This is a genomic window from Bradyrhizobium sp. McL0616, assembly GCF_049993385.1.
Taxonomy (GTDB): Bacteria; Pseudomonadota; Alphaproteobacteria; order Rhizobiales; family Xanthobacteraceae; genus Bradyrhizobium.
Window position 1 is genome coordinate 5284011 of record NZ_CP188255.1, and the last position, 26167, is coordinate 5310177.

At 62.2% G+C, this 26167-nt stretch carries 27 protein-coding genes and 2 pseudogenes; 12 read left to right on the top strand and 17 right to left on the bottom strand.

The window, feature by feature from the left end:
* The first annotated feature begins 24 nt into the window (after positions 1–24).
* Positions 25–963, top strand: a complete 939-nt coding sequence (locus ACPPVR_RS25850; RefSeq protein ID WP_426609387.1) for a LysR family transcriptional regulator — start codon at positions 25–27, stop codon at positions 961–963.
* A gap of 129 nt (positions 964–1092) precedes the next feature.
* Here ACPPVR_RS25850 and ACPPVR_RS25855 read toward each other — a convergent pair whose 3' ends face one another.
* Together ACPPVR_RS25855 and ACPPVR_RS25860 are read right to left on the bottom strand one after the other, a co-directional pair.
* The gene (locus tag ACPPVR_RS25855; RefSeq protein ID WP_426609388.1) at positions 1093–1974 is read right to left on the bottom strand and encodes an AraC family transcriptional regulator; all 882 of its coding nucleotides are present in this window, start codon (positions 1972–1974) and stop codon (positions 1093–1095) included.
* A 98-nt stretch (positions 1975–2072) separates the two neighbouring features.
* Positions 2073–3332 (bottom strand): serine hydrolase domain-containing protein, encoded by a 1260-nt coding sequence (locus ACPPVR_RS25860; protein WP_426609389.1) that lies wholly within the window; start codon positions 3330–3332, stop codon positions 2073–2075.
* Between the two features lie 192 nt (positions 3333–3524).
* On the opposite strand from ACPPVR_RS25860, the gene ACPPVR_RS25865 reads away from it, so the two are divergent.
* Positions 3525–3938 carry a GFA family protein gene (locus ACPPVR_RS25865; RefSeq protein ID WP_426609390.1) on the top strand — a complete coding sequence of 138 codons (414 nt, stop codon included), beginning with the start codon at positions 3525–3527 and terminating at the stop codon, positions 3936–3938.
* Between the two features lie 41 nt (positions 3939–3979).
* Here the strand turns inward: ACPPVR_RS25865 and ACPPVR_RS25870 are convergent, their stop codons facing one another.
* The gene (locus tag ACPPVR_RS25870) at positions 3980–4942 is read right to left on the bottom strand and encodes a cupin domain-containing protein (protein WP_426616184.1); all 963 of its coding nucleotides are present in this window, start codon (positions 4940–4942) and stop codon (positions 3980–3982) included.
* Positions 4943–5157: 215 nt separating this feature from the next.
* Here ACPPVR_RS25870 and ACPPVR_RS25875 point away from each other — a divergent pair, with 215 nt between their 5' ends.
* From ACPPVR_RS25875 to ACPPVR_RS25885, 3 genes are all read left to right on the top strand, one after another.
* The gene (locus ACPPVR_RS25875; RefSeq protein ID WP_426609391.1) at positions 5158–5928 is read left to right on the top strand and encodes an alpha/beta hydrolase; all 771 of its coding nucleotides are present in this window, start codon (positions 5158–5160) and stop codon (positions 5926–5928) included.
* A 76-nt stretch (positions 5929–6004) separates the two neighbouring features.
* Positions 6005–6880, top strand: coding sequence for an alpha/beta fold hydrolase (locus tag ACPPVR_RS25880; RefSeq protein WP_426609392.1), 876 nt, complete (start codon positions 6005–6007; stop codon positions 6878–6880).
* A gap of 63 nt (positions 6881–6943) precedes the next feature.
* A complete protein-coding gene (locus ACPPVR_RS25885) occupies positions 6944–7438 on the top strand; it encodes a DUF302 domain-containing protein (RefSeq protein ID WP_426609393.1) in 495 nt (164 codons plus the stop codon).
* 155 nt (positions 7439–7593) lie between these two features.
* On the opposite strand, the gene ACPPVR_RS25890 is transcribed toward ACPPVR_RS25885, so the two are convergent.
* Positions 7594–8490 carry a LysR family transcriptional regulator gene (locus ACPPVR_RS25890; RefSeq protein ID WP_426609394.1) on the bottom strand — a complete coding sequence of 299 codons (897 nt, stop codon included), beginning with the start codon at positions 8488–8490 and terminating at the stop codon, positions 7594–7596.
* 268 nt (positions 8491–8758) lie between these two features.
* On the opposite strand from ACPPVR_RS25890, the gene ACPPVR_RS25895 reads away from it, so the two are divergent.
* Positions 8759–9493, top strand: a complete 735-nt coding sequence (locus ACPPVR_RS25895) for an SDR family NAD(P)-dependent oxidoreductase (protein WP_426609395.1) — start codon at positions 8759–8761, stop codon at positions 9491–9493.
* A 16-nt stretch (positions 9494–9509) separates the two neighbouring features.
* On the top strand, positions 9510–10112 hold the full coding sequence (locus tag ACPPVR_RS25900) for an NADPH-dependent F420 reductase (RefSeq protein ID WP_426609396.1): 603 nt from the start codon (positions 9510–9512) through the stop codon (positions 10110–10112).
* 155 nt (positions 10113–10267) lie between these two features.
* On the opposite strand, the gene ACPPVR_RS25905 is transcribed toward ACPPVR_RS25900, so the two are convergent.
* The 7 genes and pseudogenes from ACPPVR_RS25905 to guaA all read right to left on the bottom strand — a co-directional run bounded on the left by ACPPVR_RS25905 (position 10268) and on the right by guaA (position 15564).
* Positions 10268–10651, bottom strand: coding sequence for a hypothetical protein (locus ACPPVR_RS25905; protein ID WP_426609397.1), 384 nt, complete (start codon positions 10649–10651; stop codon positions 10268–10270).
* Positions 10651–10803 (bottom strand): integrase, encoded by a 153-nt coding sequence (locus tag ACPPVR_RS25910; protein WP_426609398.1) that lies wholly within the window; start codon positions 10801–10803, stop codon positions 10651–10653. The genes ACPPVR_RS25905 and ACPPVR_RS25910 overlap by 1 nt, the downstream gene beginning before the upstream one ends.
* Positions 10804–10886: 83 nt before the next feature.
* A pseudogene (locus ACPPVR_RS25915) lies at positions 10887–11090 on the bottom strand (6-aminohexanoate hydrolase); the annotation flags it as partial.
* A gap of 21 nt (positions 11091–11111) precedes the next feature.
* A pseudogene (locus ACPPVR_RS25920) lies at positions 11112–11389 on the bottom strand (hypothetical protein); the annotation flags it as partial.
* A gap of 99 nt (positions 11390–11488) precedes the next feature.
* Positions 11489–12748 carry a three-Cys-motif partner protein TcmP gene (locus ACPPVR_RS25925; RefSeq protein ID WP_426609399.1) on the bottom strand — a complete coding sequence of 420 codons (1260 nt, stop codon included), beginning with the start codon at positions 12746–12748 and terminating at the stop codon, positions 11489–11491.
* Between the two features lie 165 nt (positions 12749–12913).
* Positions 12914–13693, bottom strand: coding sequence for a phage Gp37/Gp68 family protein (locus tag ACPPVR_RS25930; RefSeq protein ID WP_426609400.1), 780 nt, complete (start codon positions 13691–13693; stop codon positions 12914–12916).
* A gap of 275 nt (positions 13694–13968) precedes the next feature.
* Positions 13969–15564 (bottom strand): glutamine-hydrolyzing GMP synthase, encoded by a 1596-nt coding sequence (gene guaA / locus ACPPVR_RS25935; protein ID WP_426609401.1) that lies wholly within the window; start codon positions 15562–15564, stop codon positions 13969–13971.
* 149 nt (positions 15565–15713) lie between these two features.
* Here guaA and ACPPVR_RS25940 point away from each other — a divergent pair, with 149 nt between their 5' ends.
* The 3 genes from ACPPVR_RS25940 to ACPPVR_RS25950 all read left to right on the top strand — a co-directional run bounded on the left by ACPPVR_RS25940 (position 15714) and on the right by ACPPVR_RS25950 (position 17069).
* On the top strand, positions 15714–16085 hold the full coding sequence (locus tag ACPPVR_RS25940; protein WP_426609402.1) for a nuclear transport factor 2 family protein: 372 nt from the start codon (positions 15714–15716) through the stop codon (positions 16083–16085).
* Between the two features lie 171 nt (positions 16086–16256).
* Entirely contained in the window at positions 16257–16589 is a 333-nt protein-coding gene (locus ACPPVR_RS25945; protein WP_426609403.1) for a DHCW motif cupin fold protein, read from the top strand.
* Positions 16590–16859: 270 nt separating this feature from the next.
* Positions 16860–17069: a cold-shock protein gene (locus ACPPVR_RS25950; protein WP_148749473.1), complete on the top strand. Its 210-nt coding sequence runs from the start codon at positions 16860–16862 to the stop codon at positions 17067–17069.
* 218 nt (positions 17070–17287) lie between these two features.
* On the opposite strand, the gene ACPPVR_RS25955 is transcribed toward ACPPVR_RS25950, so the two are convergent.
* Together ACPPVR_RS25955 and ACPPVR_RS25960 are read right to left on the bottom strand one after the other, a co-directional pair.
* Positions 17288–18589, bottom strand: a complete 1302-nt coding sequence (locus ACPPVR_RS25955; protein ID WP_426609404.1) for an RsmB/NOP family class I SAM-dependent RNA methyltransferase — start codon at positions 18587–18589, stop codon at positions 17288–17290.
* A gap of 91 nt (positions 18590–18680) precedes the next feature.
* Entirely contained in the window at positions 18681–19103 is a 423-nt protein-coding gene (locus ACPPVR_RS25960) for an MAPEG family protein (protein WP_426609405.1), read from the bottom strand.
* A gap of 372 nt (positions 19104–19475) precedes the next feature.
* Here ACPPVR_RS25960 and ACPPVR_RS25965 point away from each other — a divergent pair, with 372 nt between their 5' ends.
* Positions 19476–20318 carry a metallophosphoesterase family protein gene (locus ACPPVR_RS25965; RefSeq protein ID WP_426609406.1) on the top strand — a complete coding sequence of 281 codons (843 nt, stop codon included), beginning with the start codon at positions 19476–19478 and terminating at the stop codon, positions 20316–20318.
* A gap of 9 nt (positions 20319–20327) precedes the next feature.
* On the opposite strand, the gene ACPPVR_RS25970 is transcribed toward ACPPVR_RS25965, so the two are convergent.
* From ACPPVR_RS25970 to guaB, 3 genes are all read right to left on the bottom strand, one after another.
* Positions 20328–20624, bottom strand: coding sequence for a hypothetical protein (locus ACPPVR_RS25970; protein WP_426609407.1), 297 nt, complete (start codon positions 20622–20624; stop codon positions 20328–20330).
* 164 nt (positions 20625–20788) lie between these two features.
* Complete coding sequence (locus ACPPVR_RS25975; RefSeq protein ID WP_426609408.1) at positions 20789–21811, bottom strand: NADP-dependent oxidoreductase; 1023 nt, start codon at positions 21809–21811, stop codon at positions 20789–20791.
* A gap of 183 nt (positions 21812–21994) precedes the next feature.
* Positions 21995–23488, bottom strand: coding sequence for an IMP dehydrogenase (gene guaB / locus ACPPVR_RS25980; protein WP_426609409.1), 1494 nt, complete (start codon positions 23486–23488; stop codon positions 21995–21997).
* Between the two features lie 395 nt (positions 23489–23883).
* Between guaB and ACPPVR_RS25985 the strand changes: the two genes are divergently transcribed.
* Positions 23884–25374 (top strand): DHA2 family efflux MFS transporter permease subunit, encoded by a 1491-nt coding sequence (locus ACPPVR_RS25985; protein WP_426609410.1) that lies wholly within the window; start codon positions 23884–23886, stop codon positions 25372–25374.
* A gap of 106 nt (positions 25375–25480) precedes the next feature.
* On the opposite strand, the gene ACPPVR_RS25990 is transcribed toward ACPPVR_RS25985, so the two are convergent.
* Positions 25481–26167, bottom strand: coding sequence for an RlmE family RNA methyltransferase (locus ACPPVR_RS25990; protein WP_426609411.1), 687 nt, complete (start codon positions 26165–26167; stop codon positions 25481–25483).

Consider the following 26167-nt stretch of genomic DNA (forward strand, 5'->3'; position numbering starts at 1 on the left):
TATTTGCGATAATGTCGACGGGCTATGAAGCAGAACTTCACAGTCAGACAGGGCGCGCTCGACGGCGTAGAGGCGTTCCTCAGCGTTGCCCGGCACCGCAGTTTTCGCAAAGCGGCCGCGGAGCTGGGGGTAACGCCGTCGGCGATCAGCCAGGCGGTCCGGACCCTTGAGGCCCGGGTCGGCGCGGCACTGTTCATCCGCACCACGCGCAGCGTCGGTCTGAGCGAAGCCGGCGAACGATTTCACGCGCGCGCAAAGCCCGCTTTCGAGGAGCTTGTCGCCGCAAGTGATGTCGCGCGTGACCTCGGGCAGCGGCCGGCTGGACTGTTGCGCCTCACCGTGCCGCGGGCGGTCGTGCCGATCCTGCTGGAGCCGTTGATCGCATCGTTCTGCCAAGCCTATCCCGAGGTCGAGGTGGAAATCGCTGCAAGTCCCGAACTGGTCGATATCGCTGCCGAAGGATTCGACGCTGGCATCCGGCTCGGGCAGTTCATCGAGGCCGATATGATCGCGGTGCGTCTGACGCCGTCGCTCCCGCTGGTTGTGGTCGGCAGCCCCGACTATCTGCACCGTCAAGGCAGGCCCGAGCGTATCGACGATCTGCGCCGACATGCCTGCTTACGCATGCGCCGCTCGGACGGGTCGATCGCGCCCTGGTCGTTCGTCAACGGCAACAAGCCGATCGAGGCGATCGTCTCGGGACCGCTGATCGCCTGCGATTTTCCAACTATTCTTGGCGCCGCCGTGGAAGACATGGGCCTTGCCCAGGTACCCGGGCCGATCGTCGCCGGACCGGTGAAAGCCGGCAAACTCGTGCAAGTTCTGCAACCGTTCACACCGATGGCGCCGGGCGTGTTTCTCTATTATCCGAGCCGCCACCAAATGATGCCGAAACTGCGAGCCTTCATCGATCACGTGAAGAGCCGCTCCATCGCTGCCAGACAAAAAAAGAAGTCGCGTTAGTGACAAGCGAACAGGCGGATAGCCTGAAAGCTGACGCTCATTCGCATGGACGGTCATCGCTGGGTGGCCGTGGAGAGCGGCCTGTCCGGATCTTGCGATTGGAAGGGACAGGCCGCCGTCATCACGCGATCATTTCAGCGGCAGAAAAACGTCCGCGACCGTCTCATGCTCCGGCACCTCCGGGAAGAAGCTCAGCCGCTGGCAATAGATCGGGAAGTCGCGGGCTTCCTCGCCGCTGGCCGGAAGCCAGTCGCGATAGAGATAGAGCGCGGCGGGCTCGAGATTGTCGGTGTTGCCGACGACGCGCAGCACAGCGCAGCGTCCGCCGGGGATCTCGCCGGCTTTGATCTCTTCGCCATTCGCCTCGATCGGCTGGTCGGTCCCGGCACACAGGTCCACGCTATAATCGGCAGGCGACGCAGGACGCCGCTCGGAACGCCAGACATTGAAGGTCGGACTTGTCCTGGGGTGCAGGTGAGCCGCCTTGCGCCACGCGATGAAGCGCCGGATGGTGGCGCCAAGCGTCGCCGGGTCGCCCCGGTGCTCCATGATCGCGACCCGCGTAGGGGGCACGTCGCGTATCGTCACGTCGTGAGTGGTGAGAATCTTCTGCATGAGCTTGCTCCTCGCGTTGTCGAGAGGCCCGAAGGCCGCAAGCCACGGCTCCCAATCGGGAGATTTCCGGAACGACGACGGCGATTGCCCGAACCGCTGTCGAAAGGCGCGGGCGAAGGCGTCCGGTGCATCGTAACCGGCATCCATCGCGATCTCCGTGACGCTTTGGGCGTCATTGTAGGCCAGCAGGTGCGAAGCGCGCTTCATACGGGCAAGCTGGACATAGCGATGCACGGACAGCCCGAAGGTCGCCGTGAACTGCCGCTGGAAATGAAATTTTGAGAAGGCCGCAACACCGCTCACCGTGTCCAGGTCCAGATCGCTGTCGAGATGCCGGTCGATATGGTCCAGCACCCGCCGCATCCGGTCCTGATAGTTTTGCAGCGCCGCCTTCATCGTCCCTCCTCCGTGGCGGCTTTAGTTAGTCGCTGATGGCCATAAGGTGCTCGACCGATCTTGCGGTTTGGCGAGATTTCGCGGAATCGCCTACGAAATCACCCGCCAGCCATCAGTTGCTTCGCCAGCGCCATGTACGCCGGCAGCGTCACGGGATCGTTGGCGGCATTTCCCGCAACCGGATGCGAGGCGTAACGCGCGATCACCATCCCGGCCTTGGGATCGATGTAGATGCCCTGGCCATGAACGCCGCGCGCCATGTAGGCGCCGTGGGCGTTGTGCGTGACCCACCATTGATTGCGATAGGAGGCCCCCAGCAAGGTGGTGTAGCCGGCCGGCTTGAACTTTTCGGGGTCACCGCCGCGCGCGATGTCCTCGACCACGGATGACGGCACGATCTGACGGCCGTTGAAGCGGCCGTGATTGCGCATGGTCTCGCCAAAACGGACGAGATCGCGCAGCGTCGTTGAAAGACCGCCACCGCCGCTTTCAGTGCCGATGCGGTCGACATGATAATGCGCGTCCTCTTCCGCGCCGATCTGCGTCCAGATGCGCTCGGAGAGCAGGTCGGACAGCGTGCTGCCGCTGGCGCGCCGGCAGATCCAGGCAAGCACGTCGGTGTTGACGGTCTTGTAGGAAAACGCCTTGCCGTGCTCGCCCTGCTTCTTCTGCGCGACGAGGAAATCGAAGATGGTGGTCGGGCCGTCATAATCCGGCGGAATCGGCGCCATGCCGTTGGCGCGCCGCAAACCCCAGACGTGAGAGTTCTTGTCGGTGTATACTTCGGTGTATTCGAGCCCCGTCGTCATGTCCATGACCTCGTGCACGCGCGCATCACCGAACGCGCTGGCCTTCAGCTCCGGCACATAGTCCGTGACCGGCGCCTGCGGATCGATCTTGCCCTCGCTGACCAGAATGCCGGCCAGCACGCCGGTGAACGATTTCGTCACCGACATCGCGATATGCGGCTTGTGCGGCTTCAGCGCGCCAAAGTAGCGCTCGTAAATCAGCTTGCCTCGATGCAGCACCGCGATGCCGTCGGTGTAAGTCTCCTCCAGCATCTTCGCGAACGTCATGGGGCGTCCGTCCATGGTGGTGGAGGCCGACGCGCCGATGTCATGGTCTTCTCGCGGCAGAGGCGACGCAGGCCCTGCCCCGCGCCAGACGTTCACGGTCGGCACCAGTTGGCGGACATTGCTCCAGGCCCAGCGCAGCTCGGGGAAGCTGCGGAACGAGCCGTTCTGGAAGGTGATGGTGCGGTCGGGCGCGGGAGGGAAGCCGCGCATCCAGCCGAGGGTTTCGGGATCGGTTTCGGTGGGGGTTGCGGACTGTTGGCTGGGGGCGGTTGCGGCAGACATGAATGCGGGCTCCGGCGAGAACGATGCCCAGTCGTATCATGGGACGGCGTGGTCGACATCGCGCGTTTGTGTTGGGGGTGCTGCGCAACGGAGGCGCCCGCAGCGCCCACTGTTCTGGTGTCCGAGCTTGTGGGGAAATGCGAGCAGGCGATATGATCAGGACCCGTCGGCACCGTCGTGGGAGATTGAGGAATGGATTTTTCCGGGCGCTGCGCGTGCGGGGCGGTCTGTTACACCATTGCCGCCGTCCCGATCCGCGGTTTTCAATGCCAGTGCAGCGACTGCCAACGCGATACCGGGAGCGGCCACAGCTCCGTCTTCGTGTTCGCGCGCAACGCGGTCTCGGTGACCGGCGAGGTGCGCGAGATCGCACGCACCGCCGACAGCGGCGCAGTCAAACGCAAGGGGTTTTGTCCAAACTGCGGCTCGCCGATCTACAACCAGCCAGACGAAAAGCCGGAATACATCGGCATCTATGTCGGCACGCTGGACGATGCCAGCACATTCAAGCCGTCCGTCGTGCTGTTCTGCTCGCGCGGGTACGATTGGGACCGTCTCGATCCCGACATCCGCAAACTGCCGGAATGGCATCCGAGGTCGGAATAGATGAAATGAGTGCGTGGTGACGGATAACGGCTTGGTCGAGATCAATCGGCGACTTGCGCTTCCGAAACGTCCGATTGCCCATGGACTACATCAAGGCGTTGAGCTGCCCGGTAGCGTCCGGGCGACAGCCCGTGATGCCGCTGAAACAGCTTTGAAAATGCCGCCGCTGTCTCGTAACCCACCCGGCTCGCGATCCGTGCGATCGGCTCGTCGCTGGTTTCGAGCAGGAACGCCGCTTCCGCCATCCGGCGTTCGATCACATAGCGTTGCATGGACTGGCCGACGAGCTTCGTAAAGCGCGCCGAAAATGCCGAGCGGCCGAGCCCGACGCGACCGCCAAGGTCGCTCAGGCTCCAGGGCTGCTCCGGGTTTTCGTGGATCAGCTTGAGCGCCGGTCCGATATGCGGATCAGATATGGCCCCGAGCCAGCCGCCTTGTCCGGGACTGAGGGACGCGATCCAGCTTCGAAGCGCCTCGACGAAGAGCACTTCCGTCAATCGTGAAAGCGCGACGCGTTGGCCGGGACGCTCGAGCGCAGACTCGCTGACCATGCGGCGCAGGATGGCTTCGAGCCAGCCACCGTCCGCCGTCGGCTTCAGCAGGAGCACGGGCGGCAGCAGCTCCAGCACGCCGCCAAACATCGGCCGGGACACGGTGAAATTGCCGCAGATCATCGTCGAGAGCGGCTTTGCGCGGCTGCCGTGACGAATGACGCCAAATCGCGACGACGCTCGATCGATATCCATGATCCGCAAAGGCTCGGCCCGGCGATCCGAATAAAACATATGGGGCTCGCCGCGTGTGATGACGACGAAATCGCCCTCGGTCATCTGGATTTCTTGTCCCTGCCCGACTGCGAGCGTCGCCGAGCCGCGGCTGAGATAGTGAAACAGCGCGTAGGGGCGCGCCGGCAGCTCCAGATGCCAGGGATGGCCGAGCTCGAAGTGGAAGAGCAGCGCCCCTCCGAGACGAATGCGATCGAGCACTTGGGCGAGGATGTCCATGCCGCCGAGGTTAGCCCGGTGGACGATCGGACACAACATGCGGACGATTGATCCCTACGGTCCGGGATGCCTGCATACCACCTCATCCCGCGGCGGGCCGACGTCACGTGCGGCGACCATTCGTCAACGGCGGATGGAAGAACCGCGACCTCACTGGAAACGCCTGTCCATTCCCCCTGACCTCATTTCGTCCAACATACCAACAGGAACCTTCAATGCTAAATATCCTCCTCTCAGCCGCCACCGTACTCCTGGCCGGAACGACATTGGCCGGCTCCGCGTCTTCCGCCGAACTGCCCAAGGGCGCAGCCCACAACATCGTGCTCGTGCACGGCGCTTTCGTGGACCAGACGAGCTGGCAGCCCGTTGCCGATATTCTCTCGAAGAAGGGCTACAACGTCACGCTGGTGGAAAATCCGCTCACTTCGCTCGCCGCTGACGTCGATGCGACCCAACAGGCGCTCGCGAAGCAGGACGGCAGAACCGTTCTGGTCGGCCACTCCTGGGGCGGCGTCGTGATCACGCAAGCCGGCAATGATCCCAAGGTTTCGGCGCTGGTCTATGTCTCCGCCTTCGCGCCGGAGGTCGGTCAATCCCTGGCGGCGCTGGCCAAAGCCGGCCCGCAGACCGAAGGCGTCAAGGCGATCCATCCCGACGCGAAGGGCAATTTGTACATCGATCCCAAGCTGTTTCCGTCAGCCGTCGCGGCTGACCTCCCTCCTGAGATCGCCGAGCATCTGGCCAACTCGCAGCTTCCGCTGAGCCTCGCTGCGTTTGAGGCGCCTGTCAGCATTGCGGCCTGGCAGGACAAGCCGACCTTCTACGTCCTCACCACGAAGGACAAAGTCATCGCGCCCGAGGCCCCGAAATTCTTCGCGACGAGGATGAAGGCTCAGGTGACGGAAGTCGCCGGCAGCCATGCCTCGCTCGTGGTTCATGCGAAGGAAGTTGCTGAAGTCATCGAAAAGGCAGCGCTCGCGAAGTGACGCTACCGCTCCCGGCGCTATCGCGCCGGGAGCACACAACGCTCGCCCATTTCATGCCAAGCATCCGGAGGATGACATGACTCAACTCGACATCGCGAAGCAGGACGCCCTCACACTCGAAACAGCGCCCACCCGTTACATCGAAGGCCACGGAATTCGCTTCGCCTATCGCCGTCTCGGCCCTGCGACAGGAATCCCGCTGATTCTTCTGCAGCATTTCTCGGGAAACATCGACGGATGGGATCCCGCCGTCGTCAACGCTCTGGCCGCTGATCGCCCCGTGATCGCCTTTGACAACGCAGGGGTCGGCCGGTCGACGGGTCAAACGCCCGACAACGTCGCGGCGATGGCACAAGACGCCGTGGATTTCATCGACTTGCTCGGCCTCTTCAAGGTGGACCTGCTTGGCTTTTCCCTCGGCGGCTGCGTCGCTCAGCAGATCGCCGCCGAGCACGGACAGCTGGTCCGCAAGCTCATACTCGTCGGCACCGCGCCGAAAGGCGGAGAGGAACACCTGTTAGCAGTCCTGCACGAAGCGTTTTCGCAAACCGATGCGCCGGACCCCCGTCTACCGCTGTTCTTCACGAAGTCACCCGCCAGCCAGTCGTCCGGCTTGGCCTTCCTAAAGCGGGCGAAGGTGCGCGAGGACGATCGGGACACCGATAACGGCAGCGCGGTCACCGATCCGCAGGCCAAGGCGCTGATCACCTGGTGCGCCACACCTGATCCCGGGCACGCCATTTTGCACGCCATCCGCCAGCCCACTCTTGTGGTCAGCGGCAGCCACGACACCATGCTGCCTGCGAACAACGCTTACGCAATGTTCAAGGAACTGAGCAACGCTCAGCTGGTCCTCTATCCCGATTCAGGGCACGGCGCGCTGTTTCAGCACCACGACATCTTCGTCAGCCACGTCCGGACTTTCCTGGACGCACAGCCCGCGGCCGCATGACACAAGGCGCGTTCCGACGGGATCAGGCGCACTTTATCCATGAGAGTTGTTACAGAGGACAAAATGACAATCGCTAAAATCGAAGTGGAGCGCTTCAGCCTCACGAGCTTAAAACCATTCGATGCCGTTGTGGCCGCGCTCAAGTCGGCGGTCGGGCAGCCCAACATGGCCGAATTTTTCAGGGAAACGAGGGCGACACATTCCTTCCCGGATTTGGAGCGCGTTGTACGACGCGGCCTCGGCCGAACGGACCTCATGCTCTTCGCGGAATTTGACCTGGGCGACATTCTGCGTCGCGAAGCCGGATCCAGGACGCCTAAAATCATACGGCTTGTGATCGGCAATCCACTCATCATGAAAGAAATGGTCAAGCACGTGCCCGATGCTGGATCTTACGCTCCAGTCACGGTGCTCATTGATGAGCGTTCCGATGGCGTGCATGTTTCTTACGACAAAATGGAGAGTTTTCTGCTGCCTTATGGCAATTCGGACGCACTTGCCGTCGCCCGAAAGCTTGATGCGAAAATCACAACCTTGCTAAGCGAATGTGCAAGCTGAACGCCCTCGACGTCTTCGGCCGATAGAGGCGCGTACCTCATCGAAAAGGCCGCACTCGCGAAGTGACGAACCTGCTCCCGGCGCTTTGGCATCGGGAGCAGCCTACGTTTGCGCAGACGGCGATTGGAAGATCGCTGGTCCGCGCACCCGCATCATCAGTCGCGCGATATGGACAGCCCCGCGAGAAGCGGAGCGTACGCGGCGAGCCTGCGGGATACGAACTCGGTGAAGAGCCGCACGCGCTTCGTCTTGCGTGTCTCCCCCTGTGTGAGAAGCCAGAGCGTTCCGTACATGTGCAGGTCGGTACCCGGCACCCTCACCAGCAGGGGATCGGCATCGCCAACGAAGCACGGCAGTGTCGTCATCCCGAGCCCTTGCCGTACAGCAGCGATCTGCGCCTCGGCGTCCGTGGTCCTGAATGGAACGCCCGTGATGCGAACCTCACCCTCGCTGGCCCAATCCGGAATTCCATGAATGCTGATGACGATCCACCGGATGGGATCAGGCGCGCCCGCACGCCACGCGGCTAGTCGATCGCGGGACATGTAGACGCCTCCGAACAGCTCCGGTCCCTTCAGGCCGTGAAGATTGAGCGGCAGGGTTTTGCGGTCGTAGACGACGCGGATCGCGACGTCGGCCTCCCGGTTGGTCAGATTTGCCAGTTCACCGAACGACAGGATTTCCATCTCGATGTCCGGATGCAGACGCGCGAAATCGGTGAAGTCCGGCATGAGCAGGTGTGTCGCCAGCGGCGGCGCCAGCGTCACCCGCAGAAGCCCGCGTACGCTCTGGTCGCGCCCGAACACGCGCGTCTCCAGCAGGTGCGACGACGCTTCCATCTGGTCCGCGAACTCGAGGACCTCCTCGCCCGCAGCCGTCAGGCGGTAGCCCGAAGGCAGCTTTTCGAACATCTGGACCCCGAGGCGTTCCTCAAGCTGGGCGATGCGTCGCAGCACGGTCGCGTGGTTCACACCGAGACGCTCGGCGGCAGCCCGCACCGAGCCTCCGCGCGCGACGGCAAGAAAGTGGCGAATGTCATCCCAGTCGATCATGGTGCAATCCCGCACCGCGCGGTGCGCCTTCCAAAGCCCGCATCTAACACATCGAACAGCAGTGCGGGCGGTGATCGTAGCCCATGCCGACAAGCACGGCCCAATTCCGAACGGCGGACACCGATCGTCGCGGCTGGCGCCAGTCGCCCAGCCGGATCGATTTCGCACCACCGATGTGCGCGCTTCTGCACTCAACGCCTGACGCCGGCAGACCCATGTCGAGGGTCTCGGGGGCAGATGCAGTCCCGACACCACGAAAGGAAAAGTCATGGGTAAGCTGGACGGCAAGGTTGCAGTCATCACGGGTGGATCGAGCGGCATGGCGCTGGCGAGCGCCAGGCGGTTCGTTGAAGAGGGCGCTTATGTCTTCAGCACGGGCCGGAGGCAGGAGACGCTCGACGAGGCCGTCAGGCTGATTGGCCGGAACGTGACCGGCGTGCGCGGCGACGCCGCCAATCTCGACGACCTCGACCGCCTGTTCGACACGGTCAAGCGGGAGAGAGGCAGGATCGACGTCCTGTACGCGAGCGCCGGCATGGGCGAAGCCGTCCCGCTGGGCGAGATTACCGAGCAGCATTTCGATGCGACCTTCGACCTGAATACGCGCGGCACGCTGTTTACGGTTCAGAAGGCGCTGCCGCTGTTTGGCGATGGCGGATCGATCTTCATGACCGGGTCAGTTGCTTCGGTGAAAGGTTTTCCCGGTTACGGCGTGTATGCCGCGAGCAAGGCGGCGCTGCGCTCATTCGCACGCACGTGGCTCAACGAACTGAAGGGCAGGAATATCCGGGTGAACGTGCTGAGCCCGGGGCCGATCGCCACACCGATGCAGGACCAGGTTCTCACCGAGGAGGCGAAGCGGATGTTCGAATCCCTGATCCCGCGGGGAACGATGGGGCGTCCTGAGGAAATTGCGGCGGTCGCGCTGTTTCTTGCTTCGGACGATTCCAGCTTCGTGAACGGGGTGGAGTTGTCTGTCGACGGCGGCTTCTCGGCCATCTGAAAATCGGAGAAACATGATGAGCTATGCCATTGTAGGATTCGGTCCGGTAGGCCAGGCCCTCACCCGTGCCTTCGCCCGTAAAAACATCGAGGTGACCGTCGCGAGCCGCCGGCCGCCCGAGGCGTTGGCGCCGCAGGCTCGGGCGATTGGACCCACGGTCGTCGCCAGGTCGCTGCGGGATGCAGTCGAGGCCGACACGATCATCCTGGCGGTCCCGTTCGGGGAGCATCGCGAGGTTGCGAAGGCCCTGCCGAGCTGGGACGGCAAGACAATCATCGACGCGACGAACGCGTATGGAGTTCTCCCTGAAGATCTGGACGGCCTCCCGTCCTCCGCCTTCGTCGCGAAGGCGTTCACCGGCGCCAAGCTCGTGAAAGCTTTCAATCACCTGATTGCGGCCAAACTGGCTGCCGATCCGGTCCTCGAGGGCGGTCACCGGGTCGTCTTTCTGTCGAGCGATGACGAGGACGCGACCGCTCCCGTGGCGGCCTTGGCCAAGCAACTCGGTTTCGCACCCGTCAAGCTGGGAAAGCTCAACGAGGGTGGCGCGCTGGTGCACGCACGCGGCCGCATCTGGGGCCAGCTCATCTTCCAGGATTTGTTCAGGAAGGAGCAGTAATCGGTCTACGACCGTGTGACCGACGCCGAGAACCGGTCGCGCGCGCAAACTTCTTCGAGCAGCGCGCGACCGAATATTTGAAGGCCATAAAGTTGCGAAGGTCGGGGGGTGCGCTGCGGGTCAATTACAGCTCTTGAGCTTTCGGTGCAGCCGGATCACTTTTTGGTCGTGCCCTCAGATGGCTGCTCTGCCGACCCCCCGATTTTCTTCGAGACCACGTAGACGTCGACGCCGCTCATCGAGCATTCCTCGCTTGATGCTCGATTTTTCGTGATGACCTCGATCGTCTTGCCATCCCTGGTGTGAAACGTGATGTGGTAAACCTGCTGGTAGAGGTCTTTGCCGATCTTTTCGGATGCGAGACGAACGGCCTTGGTCTGCGCCTCGATCACTGATGGGATATCAATCAGGCCGGCGTTCTTGAGGTGCGTGAGTGACATGTTAGTGGGCCAACTCGCGCAGTCCGGAGACTTCGCCAGAGCCACCGCAGCCGGCATAGCAAATATTGCGGCCATCACCACTTTCAACGCGGCGCGCATCAACGCACCACCTTGATGGTGTGGTCACCGCTTTCCCAGATCTGCTTGCGCCTATTGATGGGCAGGACGGCAACGTACATGCCGTCGCGGTCGCCGCGCTTGTAAAGCTTCTCGCCAGGCTTGAGCTTCTGAAGTCCCGTATCGGTCAACAAGGTTTTCTCCGTTCGGTTCGCCGCCAGATACCATCATGGTACATGATGGTACAGACCGACCGAAACGGAGCCCCTAAAAACGTGCCCTCGGCGACCAGCATGCCGGCGAGCACGCCGGTGAACGACTTCGTCACCAACATCCCGATATGCGGCTTGTGCGACTTCAGCGCGCCGAAATAGCGCTCATAGATCAGCCTGCCACGGTGCAGCACGGCGATGCCGTCGGTGTAGGTCTCCTCCAGCATCTTTGCGAAGGTCATGGGACGGCCGACCGTGGTGGTCGAAGCGGAATTACGGTGACAGTGCATTCAACTCGCAAGCATCCTTTGGCGAGCGATAGTTAAATGCACTGTCACCGTAATCCCAATCGTCCCAGGCGGCTTGCTGGTCACGTCGTACACCACCCGGTTCATGCCCTTCACCTCGTTGATGATGCGCGTGGCGGTCTCGCCGAGAACTTTATGTCAAACTGGTAGAAGTCCGCGGTCATACCGTCGGTTGAGGTGACGGCGCGCAGGCCCACCACAAAGTCATAGGTGCGACCGTCGCCCATGACGCCGACGGTCTTCACCGGGAGCAGCACTCGAAGGCCTGGTGTTACGGTGACATTGCACTAAACTTGAGGTTAGTTTTGTGCACCGTCACTGTAATTCTTGCAACACGCTCAAAAAGTGCACTCAGCTTATCACCAGCCTAAACGACTAAACAGCGACCTCTCGGACGGCAAGATTAACCGGTCCTCCCAATCGACGCTCTTCGTTCTTGGCTTCTTTGAACCATCCGGCGCAACAATCAGAAGCTCACCCTCGTCTCGGAGAAGCACCAACTGGCGCGCAAGAATTTCCGAGGTGACCGGCGTGTCATTGCAGTTGCCCGCGAAGAGCTGCTCCACAAGAAGCTCTCCTCCATCACGGTTCGCCGCATGGATCATGCGAGGAAGCTGTTCAAGAACCGCAGCCTCTGAGCGTTTCATGGCGCTGTCATCGAACATGAACGTCAACAACTCTTGGCGCAGGTCTTTCGACGGATCGAAACCCAAAGCATGAAAGCCGGCGCCACCGTGATGCTGAAAATGATTATTTAGCTTCCAATGAAGCTTCCCCATTTCGTCACGAGCTTGGCGATGATTGGACAAATGCAACAACCAGTATGATCGGTGAGATTCCACAGAATGAATAAAGAATGGGGTGTAAAATCGCGAGCCAGTTCGACCTTGGATGTGGCGATAAAGTCCATTTTGAATCAGGTAGCGCCATCCTTCGCCGCCTCGGAGATTCAACAAATCTCGGACGTCCTCGCGATCAAGTTCGATATTTAAGAGGGCTTGCGTCTCAGCCGTTTTTACAGAAAGAAAATCGATCAACGCATCGACTGCAAATGTAAGAAGAATTTCAGGATTCTTCAAAGCGCCCAGAATTAGGCGTATCGTCTCTAATCGTACGTCACTCCAACCATATTGATCCAAGAAGAATAGTGAACGATGCGCCGTCCCCTTCCGCTGAATGTGAGCAATCACGTCAGGGCATGCGCTTTCAAAACTCGACTCGCGGATAAAAATATCGTGGCCCAGGCGCGGACCGTAACCGCGCTTTTCGAGAACGTCTCGAAGGAAAGCAACGTGGTGTGGATTCTCGTCGATGAAAAAGAAATCTGCTTTGACAGTAAAGCCCTTTGTACGCGCGGCACTCAGCAATCGTTCCGCGACCTCAATTGCGGTCAACAAGCGAAGGGGCGAGCCCTCGACCTCTTCTGTCCCTCGTCGATATACACCTCCTCCACAAAAACCATCGACGATCGTAAGATTGAGCACCGTCTGACTTGGCGTGCGCGTCAAGCGCTCAATGTAGATCCCAACATACTGATCAAAAATATCATGCTTGGCGAAGCTGTGGGGCCCGAGGATGGGAAGCGGTTGACCAACCTTCCACTCGTACTGCCCGCTCATCGCCTCTGATGCTCCGTCGTTGGCAATTCACTATCAAGGGCGCAAGTTCGTCGAAGAACTCAAGCACCCGCAATTTTTGATTGTCTTTAGAAGAATAATACAACTAGACGCCACATAGCAAATTGCGGGCAGTTTGCAATGTATGATCCCGCTTCTCGCGGCGAACTACATCTTCGGTGAAGCCGTCGGCATATCGTCCCAGACTCGGTCACGATAAACTCGCCCGTTAGCCTTTTTTGATCGACGCTTATTGTCCTTCCCCCACGTTCCCCACTGCTTGAAGAAAAACGCGGTGTGGTGCGTCGCACACTGATCGAAAATCTCGTCTATCCACTCTTCGCGGATGGGACGAGCGGACCTACCGCTCTCACCTCCAACGATTGCCCACTGAATGCCTTTGAGGTCTACGGACCCGACCGACCCGATGAGCGGTTCGAAAGAGACAAAACGAATGGCCGCAGGCACCAACCGCAAGGCGCGGATGCGCCCCGCCACCTCAGCACTCTCAACGCTAGTCCCCAACCAGACATTTGGTAGAACCTCTCCGATCTTTGAGCGCACAATCTCATTCATTCGTTCCGGGCGCTTCGTCAAAATCTGATAGTGATGATGCGGAGTTGCGCGCATCACCGCCCACACCCTTAGAATAAAAGCGTCGGTCACTCGTTGATGAAAAAGATCAGACATCGAGTTGACGAATATCTTCCGCGGCTTCTTCCAACGCAAAGGAATGTCGAGCGCAGCCCCATCCTCGCGAACAGTGCCGTTCCAGATTGTTCGTTTGCCACTTCGTCGCGTTAGGCCCTTGTATTTCGGGACATTCATCGCCTGAAGGCGCCGAGCCATTTCCATGGCGTAGCAATTTGTGCAGCCCGCACTAATGATCGAGCAACCTGCAACGGGATTCCAGGTCGCATCGGTCCACTCAATTTGAGTCTCGGCCATAGCCGTATCCGTACTACATTATCGACAAAGCGATTCCTTGGTGAAAATCGATAACAGCTCAACCGTTAATGGCGCGTTGGAGCGCGCAGAACAAAATAAGAACATTACATTGCGACGTCAAGTCTCAAATGAAATGCGGGCGCAGCCTCCGATGAGGAAACGCTTCTATGCAGGCATGAGCTCAAGCTCTGCGAGCGCCGCTGGCAACGAATGCTGTAGTCGTTGCCGCGAGTAAGGGTCGGAGCGCACCGCGATTGTAGCCGGGGCTGTTGAACCTACTCCCACTCAATCGTCCCAGGCGGCTTGCTCGTCACGTCATACACCACCCGGTTCACGCCCTTCACCTCGTTGATGATGCGCGTCGCCGTCTCCCCTAAAAACTTCATCTCGAACTGGTAGAAGTCCGCGGTCATGCCGTCGGTGGAGGTGACGGCGCGCAGGCCGACCACAAAGTCATACGTGCGGCCGTCGCCCATGACGCCGACGGTCTTCACCGGGAGCAGCACGGCGAAGGCCTGCCAGATGTCGTCGTAGAGACCGTGCTTGCGGATCTGGTCGATGTAGACGGCGTCGGCCTGGCGCAGGATGTCGAGTTTTTCGCGGGTGATGTCGCCGGGGCAGCGGATGGCAAGGCCCGGGCCCGGGAACGGGTGGCGGCCGACGAAGATTTCGGGCAGGCCGAGCTCGCGCCCTAACTTGCGCACCTCGTCCTTGAACAGCTCGCGCAAGGGCTCGACGAGCTTCATGTTCATGCGCGCGGGCAGACCACCGACATTGTGGTGCGACTTGATCGTCACCGAGGGGCCGCCTGTGAAGGAGACGCTCTCGATCACGTCGGGATAGAGCGTGCCTTGCGCGAGGAAGTCGGCGCCGCCGATCTTCTTGGCTTCGGCCTCGAACACCTCGATGAAGAGGCGGCCGATGGTTTTGCGCTTGGTCTCGGGATCGGTGACGCCTTCGAGCTCGCCCAAAAATTGTTTTGACGCATCCACGTGCACGAGCGGGATGTTGTAGTGGTGGCGGAACAGGTCGACCACGGTCTTGGCTTCGTCGAGGCGGAGCATGCCGTGGTCGACGAACACGCAGGTGAGCTGGTCGCCGATGGCTTCGTGAATCAAGACGGCCGCGACCGCTGAATCGACGCCGCCGGAGAGGCCGCAGAGCACCTTGCCCTTGCCGACCTGGGCGCGGATCTTTGCGATTTCTTCTTCGCGGAAGGCGCGCATGGTCCAGTCGCCGGAGAGGCCTGAGATCTTGCGCACGAAATTGCGGATCAGTTTGGCGCCGTCCGGCGTGTGCACCACTTCGGGGTGGAACATCAGTCCGTAATATTTGCGCGTCTCGTCCTGGATGATCGCGAACGGCGCGTTCGGCGAGGTGCCGGCGACCGAGAAGCCCGGCGGCATCCTGGTGATGCGGTCGCCATGGCTCATCCAGACCTGGTTTTTGCCGCCGGGCGACCAGACGTCCTCGAACAGCTTGCTCTCAGCCTTGACCTCGACATCGGCGCGGCCGAATTCGCGGTGATGGCCGCCCTCGACGGTGCCGCCGAGCTGCTCCGCCATGACCATCTGGCCGTAGCAGATGCCCATCACGGGGACGCCGGAGGCGAAGATCAGCTGCGGGGCGCGGGGGGAGCCTGCTTCATGCACCGACTCCGGCCCGCCGGAGAGGATCACCGCTTTCGGCTTCATCTCCTTGAAGGCGTCTTCGGCCTTGTTGAACGGGACGATCTCGCAATAGACGCCGTCCTCGCGCACGCGACGCGCAATCAGCTGCGTCACCTGGCTGCCGAAGTCGACGATGAGAATCTTGTCGTGCGCCGAGGCCACGGAGGGCGTCGACTGCTGGGCGTTCTGTGCTGCTGTCATGGCAAGCAGATACGCGACCGGGGCTTTTCCCGCAACCGCGCGAGGCGCGCGCCCACATTCTTCTTTGGGCATGGACAAATGGATTTAGGTAAGTATTATTGACCTAATATGCCCCACCGACAAACAGGGGCCGATCAGGGAGGATCATCATGTCACAGCACCATCTGCCATCAACGCTTGCCGCGCTCGGCCGCACCTGGGTCGAGGCCTGGAATGCGCGCGACCTCGAGCGTGTGCTCACGCTCTATGACGAGGCTGCCGTGATGACCTCGGACCGCATCCCCGCGATGGGGTTTGATCCGAGCGGCACGGTGCGCGGCAAGGATGCTCTTCGCGCGTATTGGAGCAAGGCTCTCGGGTTGATCCCGAACCTGCAGTTTTCACTGATCGATGTGTTCGTCAGCCCGGACAGCGTGGTGGTGTTTTACCAGAACGAGCGGGGCAAGAGGATTTGCGAATATCTGCGCGTGAATGATGCGGGGTTGATCGTGCAGGGATCGGCGAATCATTTGCCGCATTAAGTGCGCTCCCCGTCATTGCGAGGAGCTCTTGCGACGAAGCAATCCAGACTGCCGCCGCGGACAGATCTGGATTGCTTCGCTACGCTCGCAATGACGGAGTATGTTGCCGATTGCGTACGCTGGCAGCGCCGGTTGACCCGCAGCGCCAGTTGAATCCAAGGACCACCACCAATGAAACTCCCCGCCTCTCCCTTCACCGTCACCGACTGGAGCAAGGTCGAAGCCACGACGCATCCCGGCGAGACCGGCGAGGCCAAATGGCGGACGCTGAACATCGGCGAGTTGCGGGTGCGGATGGTCGAGTATTCGCCGGGCTATCTCGCCGACCATTGGTGCGACCGCGGCCACGTGCTCTACGTGCTCCAGGGCGAGCTCGACAGCGAGCTGCGCGACGGCCGCACATTCAAGCTGACGGCCGGGATGAGCTACCAGGTCTCGGATTTCGGCGATGCCGCGCATCGCTCATCCACGGCTGTGGGCGCGACGCTTTTTATTGTCGATTGACGGAATTTCGGTACGTTTTGAGGCACGTTTTGCAGCGCAAAATAGCAAAGCCTGCCGGGCTCGCTGCCAGCGCGTGCCGCCTTGAACTGGCCCCAATAAATCGATATATTCGGGAGCATCGATCCTTGGCCGAACGACTGGGCCGCTCCGTCTCATTTCCAATGGGCGAGCACGTTTCAGGTATTTCTCCAAAATCGACCAACCGGGATGATGGGCGCAGCAATGTGCATTTGTCCCCCTGAGTGCATCGTCAATTGAAAGGAAATGACTATGGCAATGGGCACCGTGAAGTGGTTCAACAACCAAAAGGGCTTTGGCTTCATCCAGCCGGATGACGGCCAGAAGGACGTCTTCGTTCACATCAGCGCCGTTGAACGCGCTGGTCTGAGCACCCTCAATGAGGGCCAGAAGGTTTCGTTCGACATCGTTGCGGACCGCCGCAGCGGCAAGTCCTCGGCCGACAACCTCCGCGCCGGCTAGTTGAACGCGCAATTCGCGATCTGACCACGGACGTACCGGCAGATCGTAGGATTACAGAAGCCCCGCCCCGAGATCTCGGTGGCGGGGTTTTCGTTTGTGAGCAGCTTCGTCATTCCGGGGCTCGCGAAGCGAGAGCCCGGAATCCATCGAACCGCAGAGTACGCCGCGCGATGGATTCCGGGCTCGCCCTTCGGGCGCCCCGGAATGACAGGGAGAGTTCAGCCAGTCTTCTTCAGCACCGAGACGAAGAAGCCATCCGTGCCGGTGCGGCGCGGGGTCATCAGCCAGCCTTCGTCCGACTGAAGGGCGGCCTGCGCAAAATCCTCGGCCTTGTCCCAGAGCACGCTCGCGGTCTGCTCGGGCGGCACCACCGCGAACTCGGGATGGCGCGCGATGAACGCCCTCACCTGCTCACCGTTCTCCACAGGCAGCACCGAGCAGGTGATGTAGGCGATACGGCCGCCGGTCTGCACCAGCGGCGCGGCGCGCTCCAGCACCTCGGTCTGATCCTTGAGGCGGATTTCCAGCGCGCCGGGGCGCATGCGCCATTTGGCGTCGGGGTTGCGGCGCCAGGTGCCGGTTCCCGTGCAGGGCGCGTCGATGACGACGAGATCGGCGGAGGCGCGGATGTCGGCCAGCGGATCGGCATCACCCTTGGGCGTGCGGACATCGGCATTGTGGACGCCGGCGCGCGACAACCGTTCGTGAATCGGCGCAAGCTGGCGCTTGTCGCTGTCGGTCGCGATCAGCCGGCCCTTGCCCTGCATCATGGCCGCGAGCGCCAGCGTCTTGCCGCCGGCCCCCGCGCAGAGGTCGATCACCTGCTCGCCGGGTTTGGCCGCGGTGAACAGGGCCGCCAGCTGCGATCCTTCATCCTGAACCTCAACGCCGCCCTTGATGAAATCCTCTTCGGCCTGGATGCCGGGATTGCGGGCATCGGCCGAAAGCGCGATGCGCAGGCCGTTTGCCGACCAAGGCGTCGGCTCCGCATGAAGATGAGCAAGCGCCTTCAGCACCTTGTCGCGGTTGGATTTTAGCGTGTTGACGCGCAGGTCCAGCGGGGCCCGGCTGGCCATCGCGACCGCTTCCGCCACGCGGTCCTCGCCGAACACTTTGGCCAGATGGGAATCGAGCCATTCCGGATAATCGCCCGCGATCGCCGCCGGCGCATCCTTCAGGGAACGCGAGGCGAGCGCCGCCTGCTCGGCCTCGGTCAGCGGCTCGGGTGCAAACCGGCTGCCGTCGAACAAAGCGGCCATGGTCGCGGTGTCCATGTTGCGCTCGAGCCGGAGCATGCCGATCAGCCGCGCGCGTGCGGTATCGGCGTCCATCAAATAGGCGCTGGACGCGTAACGGCGCAGCACGTCCCAGACGAGGCCAGCAATCGCGGCGCGGTCGCCGGAGCCGGCATAGCGGTGCGCGGTGCCCCACTCCTTCAGCGCTTTGGCCGCAGGCACGCGGTCTTTCTCGATGGTGTCGATCAGTTCGATGGCAGCGGACAGCCGGGCAGCAGGAGTCATTTGAATCTTTCAGATCAGGATTCTTCGTTTTTGCGCATGATCTTGTCGGAAAACCGGTATCCACTTTTCCGGATCATGCGCGCGCAAGCGCTCAGATCAGCAACAGAATTTTCAGTGCGAAGTAGATCCACATCGCCAGCAGCACCAGCACGCCGGCGAGCCAGACCGAGGAGCGCCGGCCGAGATTGTTCTCGGTGACGAAGATGCCGGCATGGGCAAACCGCGTCACCACGAACACCCAGGACATCAGCACGATGAAGAGGTCGGCATGGCGGAGCGGCAGCGCCAGCGCGATCAGGGCGTAGAACAGCAGCGGCAGCTCGAACTGGTTGCGGTAGCAATTGGCGATTTGTGTGGCGCCCTTCGGCCAGTTCGGCTCGCCGAGCGCGATGTCGCGGCTCTTGGTCTCGCCCGAGACGAGCGCCTGCCGGCGCCCGAACACCATGCCGATCAGGAGCGCGAAGGTGAGCCCGACCTGCACGAAGACAGGCAACAAAACCATTTGAACTGACATCGGAACTTTCCCGTAAGGCGGCGTGCCGCGGACCGTCAATAGCCGCGACTTCTCGCGCTGACAATCAACGAGTTGAACCGACGTTCCCGATACCGCGACCAACCGGCGATAGTTAAAGCGATTTTGGCCCCTTGGAGCCCGGCGCGACACCGCCAAGAGATCAACGTGAACACCCGGCATCTGGATGTCGGCGCTATCAGACGTCGCGGCGGCCATGTTCGCCTTTGCCGCCTACGACATGCGCCACGCCGCGCTTGCCCATCTCGGCCTCAACGTGACCACGATCCTCTACCGCGTGCTTTAAACTTTGTTCGATCGCAGATTGCGCGCGCCCGTCATGGTTCCGACGCTTCGCCGGGCTAACCTTTGCCCATGTCCGAATTTCGCCTGACGCAGATTTCCGACACCCATCTCGGCCGGCGCTTTCCCGGTCTGATTGCGAACTTCCATCACGTCAGCGAGCATATCGACGCTGACAGGCCCGATCTCGTCATCAACACCGGCGACGTCTCGTTCGACGGGCCCACCAGCCGCGACGATGTCGAATTCGCCAAAGGCCTGCACGAAGCCCTGCCCGTGACGTGCCGCTATTTGCCGGGCAATCACGACATCGGCGACAATCCGACCGCCATCGGGCCGGCGCCGAAGCCGCCGGTCGCCGAAGCGCACCGCCAGCAATTCCGCGACATCATCGGCGAAGACCATTGGTCGTTCGAGGCCGCCGGCTCGCGCTTCATCGGCCTCAACACGCTGGTGATGAATTCAGGACTCGCTTTCGAGGCCGAGCAGTTCGACTGGCTGGCCTCGGAGATCTCGCGCGTGAATGGCGGCCCGGTCGCGCTGTTCCTGCACAAGCCGATGTTCCTGAATTTGCCCGACGATGCTGAGACGGCGGAGACCTCGATCCGCTACGTGCCGCAGCCGGCCCGCGCGCGGCTGATCGAGATGTTTGCAAAGGTCGATCTGCGCCTGATCGCCAGCGGTCACGTGCACCAGCGCCGCGACTTCACGTTCCGCCATACGCGCCATGTCTGGGCGCCGTCGGCCGGCTTCAAGATCAACGACGCCAGACAGGACAAGATCGCGATCAAGGAGACGGGCCTGGTTGAGTACCGCTTCGGGCCTGACAGCTTTGAAGTCCGCCACGTCCGCGCCGCCGGCCAGGTCGATGTGGATATCGAAGAACTGCTGGCCCAGATGGGCGGCGCGCATTAGCGCCGCGGCTTACGCGACGCTCTTGAGATCCTGCTGGATCGCGGCCAGCAAGGATTGCAACGCCGCGCTGTCGACCGGCTTGGCCTCAGGCTTCACGGCCTGAACATTGGCAGGCTGGACAGCTTTGACCGGACGTTTCGGAAATGGCGGCAGCGGCGCTGGCGTCGCGGACTGCACGGAGCCGCCCTCGTCTTCGCTGTGCACGAACTTGCCATGGATGACGTCGTCGCGCCGGCCCATGACGAACAGGGTCGCCCAATAACCGGCGGCCAAAAGGATTACGCAGAAAATACCGATCTCTAACATCGCAACACCTGAAATATGCGCGATGATTCAATGCCTTCGCCGATCCGTCAATGAACCGACGGTCAAACCTGCGGCTTTTGCGGGCTGGTGTGGCCGATCGGTGACTCTTTTTTAACCATCCAGCCCCCTGAAGGGGGCTGGATGTGCGAAATCAGGCCTTGCAACTAAGCCTTGTCTGGCCCGACCCGGACCAGCTGCTTGCCGAAATTGGCGCCCTTCAGGAGCCCCATGAAGGCGCCGGGGGCGCTCTCCAGGCCCTCGGTGACGAACTCCTTGTACTTGACCTTGCCGTCGCGGACCCAGCCCGACATGTCGCGCAGGAAGTCGCCGTGGCGGGCGGCGAAATCGGAGACGATGAAGCCGCGGAAGGTCAGCCGCTTGGTCAAGGTCGCGCGCATCATCGATGCTGCCCATTTCGGCGGCTTGGCCTCGGTGTCGTTGTAATGGGCGATCAGGCCGCAGACCGGCACGCGGGCGAACGCATTGAGCAGCGGGAACACCGCCTCGAACACCGCACCGCCGACATTCTCGAAATAAACGTCGATACCCCCAGGGCAGGCGTCCTTCAGCTTCGCGGCAAGATCGGGATCGCGGTGATCGAGGCAGGCATCGAAGCCGAGCTCCTTCACGACGTAGTCGCACTTGTCCTTGCCGCCAGCGATGCCGACCGCGCGTGCGCCCTTGATCTTCGCGATCTGGCCGACAGCCGAGCCGACCGCGCCGGAGGCGCCGGCGACGACGACGGTTTCGCCGGCTTGCGGCTTGCCGATGTCGAGCAGGCCCGTATAGGCGGTCATGCCGGGCATGCCGAGCACGCCGATCGCCGTCGAGATCGGCGCGAGTTTCGGATCGACCTTCGCGAGCCCCTTGCCGTCCGAGATCGCATGGGTCTGCCAGCCTGCGCGCGAGAGCACGATGTCGCCCTTGGCGAAGTTCGGATTGTTGGAGGCCGCGACCTCGCACACCGTGCCGGCTTCCATCACCCCGCCGATCGGCACCGGCGTCGCGTAGGACGGACCGTCGCTCATGCGCCCGCGCATATAGGGATCGAGCGAGAGCCAGATCGTGCGCAGCAGGACTTCACCTGGCGCAGGCGTCGGGACAGCGAATTCCTCAACGCGGAAATCAGACGGCTTGGGTTCGCCGACGGGACGCGCGGCGAGAACGATGCGTTTGGCCTGGGACATGATGGCTTCCTCCACTTTTCTGTCATTGCGAGCGAAGCGAAGCAATCCAGTTGCGTCAACAGAAAAGGACTGGATTGCTTCGCTACGCTCGCAATGACTATGCGGAGAAAGTTGGCGCATCACCCTCCATCGTCAAGTCCGGCCATGACGAAAGAGAGAGCTGAGCGAACGAGAGACCGAGGACTAACCCCCGCCCGGATAGTTCGGGGCCTCACGCGTGATGGTCACGTCGTGGACGTGGCTTTCGCGCAAGCCCGCGCCGGTGATGCGGACGAACTGCGCCTTCTCGTGCAGATCCTTCATGTCGCGCGCACCGACATAGCCCATCGCGGCACGCAGGCCGCCGGCGAGCTGGTGCATGACGTTGCCGACCGGGCCCTTGTACGGCACCTGGCCCTCGATGCCCTCAGGCACGAGCTTGAGCGTGTCCTTGATGTCCTGCTGGAAGTAGCGGTCGGCCGAGCCGCGCGCCATCGCGCCGACCGAGCCCATGCCGCGATAGGCCTTGTAGGAGCGGCCCTGCCACAGGAAGACTTCGCCGGGCGTCTCGTCGGTGCCGGCGAGCAGCGAGCCGACCATGGCGATGTCGGCGCCGGCGGCGAGCGCCTTGGCGAGGTCGCCGGAGAACTTGATGCCGCCGTCGGCGATGACGGGGATGTCGGCCTTCTTCGCCGCTTCCACCGCATCCATGATCGCGGTGAGCTGCGGCACGCCGACACCGGCGACGATGCGCGTGGTGCAGATCGAGCCCGGGCCGATGCCGACCTTGATGCAGTCTGCGCCCGCATCGATCAGCGCCTGCGTGCCCTCGGTGGTCGCGACGTTGCCGGCGACGACCTGCACCGAGTTGGAGAGGCGCTTGATACGGTTCACCGCGTGCAGCACGTGGCGGGAATGGCCGTGCGCGGTGTCGACGACGACGAGATCGACGCCCGCATCGATCAGCCGCTCGGTGCGCTCGAAGCCGGTGTCGCCGACGGTGGTGGCGGCGGCGACGCGCAGGCGGCCCTGCGCGTCCTTGCAGGCGAGCGGATGGGCGACCGCCTTCTCCATGTCCTTGACGGTGATCAGACCGACGCAGCGATACTGCTCGTCGACGACCAGCAGCTTTTCGATGCGATGATGGTGCAACAATCGCCGCGCTTCGTCCTGGCTGACGTTCTCGCCCACCGTGACGAGGCCTTCATGCGTCATCAGCTCGGAGACTTTTTGGCGGCGGTCGGTGGCGAAACGCACGTCGCGGTTGGTGAGGATACCAACCAGCTTGCCCGGCGTGGCCTTGCCGGCGCCGGTGACGACGGGAATGCCGGAGATGCCGTGATCACTCATCAGCTTGAGCGCATCGTCGAGCGTCGCCTCGGGGCTGATGGTGAGCGGGTTCACCACCATGCCCGACTCGAACCTCTTGACCTGCCGCACCTGGGCGGCCTGTCCTTCGGGATCGAAATTGCGGTGGATGACGCCGAGGCCACCAGCCTGCGCCATGGCGATCGCCATGCGGGCTTCGGTGACGGTGTCCATGGCCGAGGCCATGATCGGGATGTTGAGCGGGATGGCGCGGGTGACGTGGGTGCGGATGTCGACTTCGGAGGGCATCACGTCTGAGAGGCCCGGCTTCAACAGCACGTCGTCGAACGTATAGGCTTCGCGGATGCCCTGAAGTTGCACCGTGGCCATTTGCCAACTCCTTCCTGCGGCCCTGCCGCAAATAGCTATGGATGAGCGCCGCCCTCGGCCTGCCTTGCGGCGGTGCCGGAGAATCGGAGCCCATCGGTGGGGTTGACGCGGGTCGATAGCACGGCCGGATGACGAATCAAAGCAATTCGGATCGCTGGCCAGCCATGCACAGGCCTTTTAAGTAAATTCCGCGTGGATAGCCGGCCCAACGCAGATGGCCGGGCGGCCCGTGCTCGCGGATCGCATCCACGACCTCGCGGGTAGCGCGGGTCCATCGGGGTCACACCGTTGTTACGCAGGATTTAGGTGCTATGCGTTGATCCGCAATGGTCCAGCCCGAGTCGTGGTGATAAGCCGCAAGTCCACCCTCTTCTGATTTTCATTACCAATCGGTCATGGTCGACAAGCAACGCATCATTCCGCTGATCGTGGCCACCGCTCTCTTCATGGAGAACATGGACTCGACGGTGATCGCCACCTCGCTGCCGGCGATCGCGGCCGACATTGGCACCAGCCCGCTGACGCTGAAGCTCGCGATTACCTCCTATTTGCTGTCGCTCGCGGTGTTCATTCCGGCGAGCGGCTGGACCGCGGATCGGTTCGGCGCGCGCATGGTGTTCGCGATTGCAGTGGGCGTGTTCATGGTCGGCTCGGTCGGCTGCGCGCTCTCGACCTCCGTGACAGATTTCGTGTTCGCGCGCATCCTCCAGGGCATGGGTGGTGCGATGATGACGCCGGTCGGGCGCCTCGTGCTGCTGCGCTCGGTCGACAAGAGCGCGCTGGTCAACGCCATGGCCTGGGTCACGGTCCCTGCCCTGATAGGACCGGTGATCGGACCGCCGCTCGGCGGCTTCATCACCACTTACGCGTCGTGGCACTGGATCTTCCTGATCAACATCCCGATCGGGCTGCTCGGCATCTTCATGGCGCTGAAGTTCATCGATCCGATCAAGAGCGACGAACAGGAGCCGTTCGATCTCTACGGCATGGTGCTGGCAGGCATCGGGCTTGCCGGCATTGCGTTCGGCCTGTCGGTTGCCGGGCTCAACCTGCTGCCCTGGAGCACGGTTGCAGCCCTGGTCGTCGGCGGAGCAATCTCGATGACGCTCTATGTCATCCATGCCCGGCGGACGGGATCGCCGGTGCTGGATTTTTCGCTCCTGAATCTGCCGACGCTGCGCGCCGCCATTTTGGGCGGGTTCCTGTTCAGGCTCGGCATCGGCGCCCTGCCCTTCCTGCTCCCGCTGCTGATGCAGATCGGCTTCGGCCTGTCGCCATTCAAGTCCGGCCTCGTCACGTTTGGCTCCTCGCTCGGCGCCATGGGCATGAAGGCGCTCGCCGCGCGCGTCATCCGCGCTTTCGGCTTCCGCAATCTGATGACGGTGAACGCGATCGTCAGCGCGGTCTTCCTCGCCGCCTGCGCGCTGTTCACGGTGACGACGCCGCTGCTGATCATCATGATCATCCTGGTGGTTGGCGGCTTCTTCCGCTCGCTCGAGTTCACCGCGATCAACACGGTCGCCTATGCCGACGTCGAGCCCCCGCAGATGAGCCGCGCCACCACGCTCGTCAGCGTCAATCAGCAGCTCGCGGTCTCGGCCGGCGTCGCCGTCGGCGCGGCTACCGTCGAGACCACAATGTGGTTCAAACATGTCAGCGAGCTCGACGCCACGGTGTTCGCGCCGGCCTTCGTCGTGATCGCGCTGACCTCGGCGGTTTCGAGCTATTTCTTCTGGCAGATGCCTGATGATGCCGGCCACGAGATCTCCGGCCGCAAGGCGGTGGACATTTCCAGCCGCAAGGGGGCCGCGAAGAGCGCGGCGAGCGCCGCCGTCAAGACGGCGACCGAAGATACCCAAGACGTGCGGGATCAGCGGCTGGGGTAGTCTCTCTTCTCGTCATTGCGAGCGAAGCGAAGCAATCCAGACTGCATCCGCGGTGACAGTCTGGATTGCTTCGTCGCTTCGCTCCTCGCAATGACGGAGTGCGCGGTTACGCCTTCGCTTCGCCGCGAAATCCCGTCGCGAGCACGTAGCGCTCCGAGGAATCCTGCCGGCTTGCCGCCGGCTTGACGTGACGCACGGCGGCAAAATCGCGCTTGAGCTGGGCGAGCAGCTCGGCGTCGGCGCCGCTCTGGAACGCTTTTGCGAGAAACGTTCCGCCGGGCTTCAGCACGTCGCAGGCAAACGCCGCCGCGGTCTCGATCAGGCCGACGATGCGGAGCTGGTCGGTCTTGCGGTGACCGGTGGTGTTAGCGGCCATGTCGGACATCACGACGTCGGCGCCACCGCCGAGCATGGCGGTGAGCTTTTCCGGAGCGTCGTTGTCCATGAAATCGAGCTGCGCAAAGTCGACGCCGGCAATCTCAGGCATATCCAACAGATCGATCGCGACGACCTTGCCCTTGCCGTCGATCGAGCCGACGCGCTTGGCTGCGATCTGGCTCCAGCCGCCCGGCGCGGCACCGAGATCGACTACGGACATGCCGGCTTTCAGCAGGCGATATTTGTCGTCGATCTCGAGCAGCTTGAACGCCGCGCGCGAGCGATAGCCCAAGGCCTTCGCCTTGACGACATAGGGATCGTTGAGCTGCCGCTCCAGCCAGAGCTTCGACGACAATTTGCGCTTGCCGCCGGTCTTGACCTGGACGTGCAAGCGGCCGGTGGTGTCCTTGGCCAT

What these genes read in the sequence shown, in the direction of transcription:
- ACPPVR_RS25850 (WP_426609387.1), top strand. Translation starts at nt 25, where the DNA reads ATGAAGCAGAACTTCACAGTCAGACAGGGCGCGCTCGACGGCGTAGAG.
- ACPPVR_RS25855 (WP_426609388.1), bottom strand. Translation starts at nt 1,974, where the DNA reads ATGAAGGCGGCGCTGCAAAACTATCAGGACCGGATGCGGCGGGTGCTG.
- ACPPVR_RS25860 (WP_426609389.1), bottom strand. Translation starts at nt 3,332, where the DNA reads ATGTCTGCCGCAACCGCCCCCAGCCAACAGTCCGCAACCCCCACCGAA.
- ACPPVR_RS25865 (WP_426609390.1), top strand. Translation starts at nt 3,525, where the DNA reads ATGGATTTTTCCGGGCGCTGCGCGTGCGGGGCGGTCTGTTACACCATT.
- ACPPVR_RS25870 (WP_426616184.1), bottom strand. Translation starts at nt 4,942, where the DNA reads ATGGACATCCTCGCCCAAGTGCTCGATCGCATTCGTCTCGGAGGGGCG.
- ACPPVR_RS25875 (WP_426609391.1), top strand. Translation starts at nt 5,158, where the DNA reads ATGCTAAATATCCTCCTCTCAGCCGCCACCGTACTCCTGGCCGGAACG.
- ACPPVR_RS25880 (WP_426609392.1), top strand. Translation starts at nt 6,005, where the DNA reads ATGACTCAACTCGACATCGCGAAGCAGGACGCCCTCACACTCGAAACA.
- ACPPVR_RS25885 (WP_426609393.1), top strand. Translation starts at nt 6,944, where the DNA reads ATGACAATCGCTAAAATCGAAGTGGAGCGCTTCAGCCTCACGAGCTTA.
- ACPPVR_RS25890 (WP_426609394.1), bottom strand. Translation starts at nt 8,490, where the DNA reads ATGATCGACTGGGATGACATTCGCCACTTTCTTGCCGTCGCGCGCGGA.
- ACPPVR_RS25895 (WP_426609395.1), top strand. Translation starts at nt 8,759, where the DNA reads ATGGGTAAGCTGGACGGCAAGGTTGCAGTCATCACGGGTGGATCGAGC.
- ACPPVR_RS25900 (WP_426609396.1), top strand. Translation starts at nt 9,510, where the DNA reads ATGAGCTATGCCATTGTAGGATTCGGTCCGGTAGGCCAGGCCCTCACC.
- ACPPVR_RS25905 (WP_426609397.1), bottom strand. Translation starts at nt 10,651, where the DNA reads ATGCGCGCCGCGTTGAAAGTGGTGATGGCCGCAATATTTGCTATGCCG.
- ACPPVR_RS25925 (WP_426609399.1), bottom strand. Translation starts at nt 12,748, where the DNA reads ATGAGCGGGCAGTACGAGTGGAAGGTTGGTCAACCGCTTCCCATCCTC.
- ACPPVR_RS25930 (WP_426609400.1), bottom strand. Translation starts at nt 13,693, where the DNA reads ATGGCCGAGACTCAAATTGAGTGGACCGATGCGACCTGGAATCCCGTT.
- guaA (WP_426609401.1), bottom strand. Translation starts at nt 15,564, where the DNA reads ATGACAGCAGCACAGAACGCCCAGCAGTCGACGCCCTCCGTGGCCTCG.
- ACPPVR_RS25940 (WP_426609402.1), top strand. Translation starts at nt 15,714, where the DNA reads ATGTCACAGCACCATCTGCCATCAACGCTTGCCGCGCTCGGCCGCACC.
- ACPPVR_RS25945 (WP_426609403.1), top strand. Translation starts at nt 16,257, where the DNA reads ATGAAACTCCCCGCCTCTCCCTTCACCGTCACCGACTGGAGCAAGGTC.
- ACPPVR_RS25950 (WP_148749473.1), top strand. Translation starts at nt 16,860, where the DNA reads ATGGCAATGGGCACCGTGAAGTGGTTCAACAACCAAAAGGGCTTTGGC.
- ACPPVR_RS25955 (WP_426609404.1), bottom strand. Translation starts at nt 18,589, where the DNA reads ATGACTCCTGCTGCCCGGCTGTCCGCTGCCATCGAACTGATCGACACC.
- ACPPVR_RS25960 (WP_426609405.1), bottom strand. Translation starts at nt 19,103, where the DNA reads ATGTCAGTTCAAATGGTTTTGTTGCCTGTCTTCGTGCAGGTCGGGCTC.
- ACPPVR_RS25965 (WP_426609406.1), top strand. Translation starts at nt 19,476, where the DNA reads ATGTCCGAATTTCGCCTGACGCAGATTTCCGACACCCATCTCGGCCGG.
- ACPPVR_RS25970 (WP_426609407.1), bottom strand. Translation starts at nt 20,624, where the DNA reads ATGTTAGAGATCGGTATTTTCTGCGTAATCCTTTTGGCCGCCGGTTAT.
- ACPPVR_RS25975 (WP_426609408.1), bottom strand. Translation starts at nt 21,811, where the DNA reads ATGTCCCAGGCCAAACGCATCGTTCTCGCCGCGCGTCCCGTCGGCGAA.
- guaB (WP_426609409.1), bottom strand. Translation starts at nt 23,488, where the DNA reads ATGGCCACGGTGCAACTTCAGGGCATCCGCGAAGCCTATACGTTCGAC.
- ACPPVR_RS25985 (WP_426609410.1), top strand. Translation starts at nt 23,884, where the DNA reads ATGGTCGACAAGCAACGCATCATTCCGCTGATCGTGGCCACCGCTCTC.
- ACPPVR_RS25990 (WP_426609411.1), bottom strand. Translation starts at nt 26,167, where the DNA reads ATGGCCAAGGACACCACCGGCCGCTTGCACGTCCAGGTCAAGACCGGC.